This is a genomic window from Bartonella sp. CR127HXZ, assembly GCF_042194555.1.
Taxonomy (GTDB): Bacteria; Pseudomonadota; Alphaproteobacteria; order Rhizobiales; family Rhizobiaceae; genus Bartonella; species Bartonella grahamii.
Window position 1 is genome coordinate 1 of record NZ_JBHIMZ010000061.1, and the last position, 846, is coordinate 846.

Annotated in this window: 2 protein-coding genes and 1 pseudogene; 1 reads left to right on the top strand and 2 read right to left on the bottom strand. The window is 40.9% G+C overall.

Features of this window, described 5'->3' with window-relative positions; genetic code table 11:
• A partial coding sequence (locus ACFIKY_RS09070) for a hypothetical protein (protein ID WP_375661740.1) occupies positions 1-199 on the top strand: 199 nt, incomplete at its 5' end.
• A 92-nt stretch (positions 200-291) separates the two neighbouring features.
• Here ACFIKY_RS09070 and ACFIKY_RS09075 read toward each other — a convergent pair.
• Both ACFIKY_RS09075 and ACFIKY_RS09080 read right to left on the bottom strand, forming a co-directional pair.
• Positions 292-627: pseudogene (locus ACFIKY_RS09075) on the bottom strand (hypothetical protein).
• Positions 628-692: 65 nt separating this feature from the next.
• On the bottom strand, positions 693-846 hold a 154-nt coding region (locus ACFIKY_RS09080), incomplete at its 5' end, for an NADH-quinone oxidoreductase subunit K (RefSeq protein WP_375661741.1).

Consider the following 846-nt stretch of genomic DNA (forward strand, 5'->3'; position numbering starts at 1 on the left):
TGCGGCGAGGACTATTGAGCCTGCGATAGGGGCTTCAACATGGGCTTTTGGGAGTCATAGGTGTAGGCCATATAAGGGTATTTTTGTTATGAAAGCTATCGTGCATGCTAGTCAGACGAGGTTGTGTGATCAGGTGGTTGTTAGTTTTTGGTCTGTGAGTGTTAGTAGTATGATATTTAATGAGCCTGCGTTATTGTAGGTGTAGGTTAATATGATGAGTAGGGGTAGAGAGCCAGTTAGTGTATAGAATAGAAAGTATGTGCTTGCGTTGAGGCGTTCTGCTTGGTTACCTCATTTGGTGATGATGATTAGGGTGGGAATAAGGGTGGTTTCGAATAGGATGTAGAATAAGATTAATTCTGTGGCCATGAATGTTAGAATTAAGGTGATTTGAAGGAAAATTATTGTGGAGAGGTAGAGTTTTTTTTGCGAAGGGGGTTCATTGCATAGGTGGTACTGGCTAGCTATTATCATGAGGGGTAGAAGTCAAGCGGTTAGTGTCAGAAGGGGTGTTGTTAGTGGGTCGGAGGATAGGTAGGTTGAGTGGTTAAGGAGGTTGTTATTGGTTTGGTTAAAAAATAGTAGGGGAATGAGGCTAATGATTAGGCTATGTGTAGTTAAGTTAATTCAGATTATGTTGTTTGTAGAGAATCATGTTATTGGTAGCAATATGGTTGTTGGAATGATTATTTTTAACATTGAAGTAGACTTAAGTTGTGGATGTAATCTAGACCGTATGTATTGGAGATTGAGACTAGTAGGGCAAGGCCTACTGCTGTTTCGCAAGCAGCAAATACTAGTAGGGTGATTGGTATGATGTTGGTCAGAGAGGAGTGTGTGTTTGAG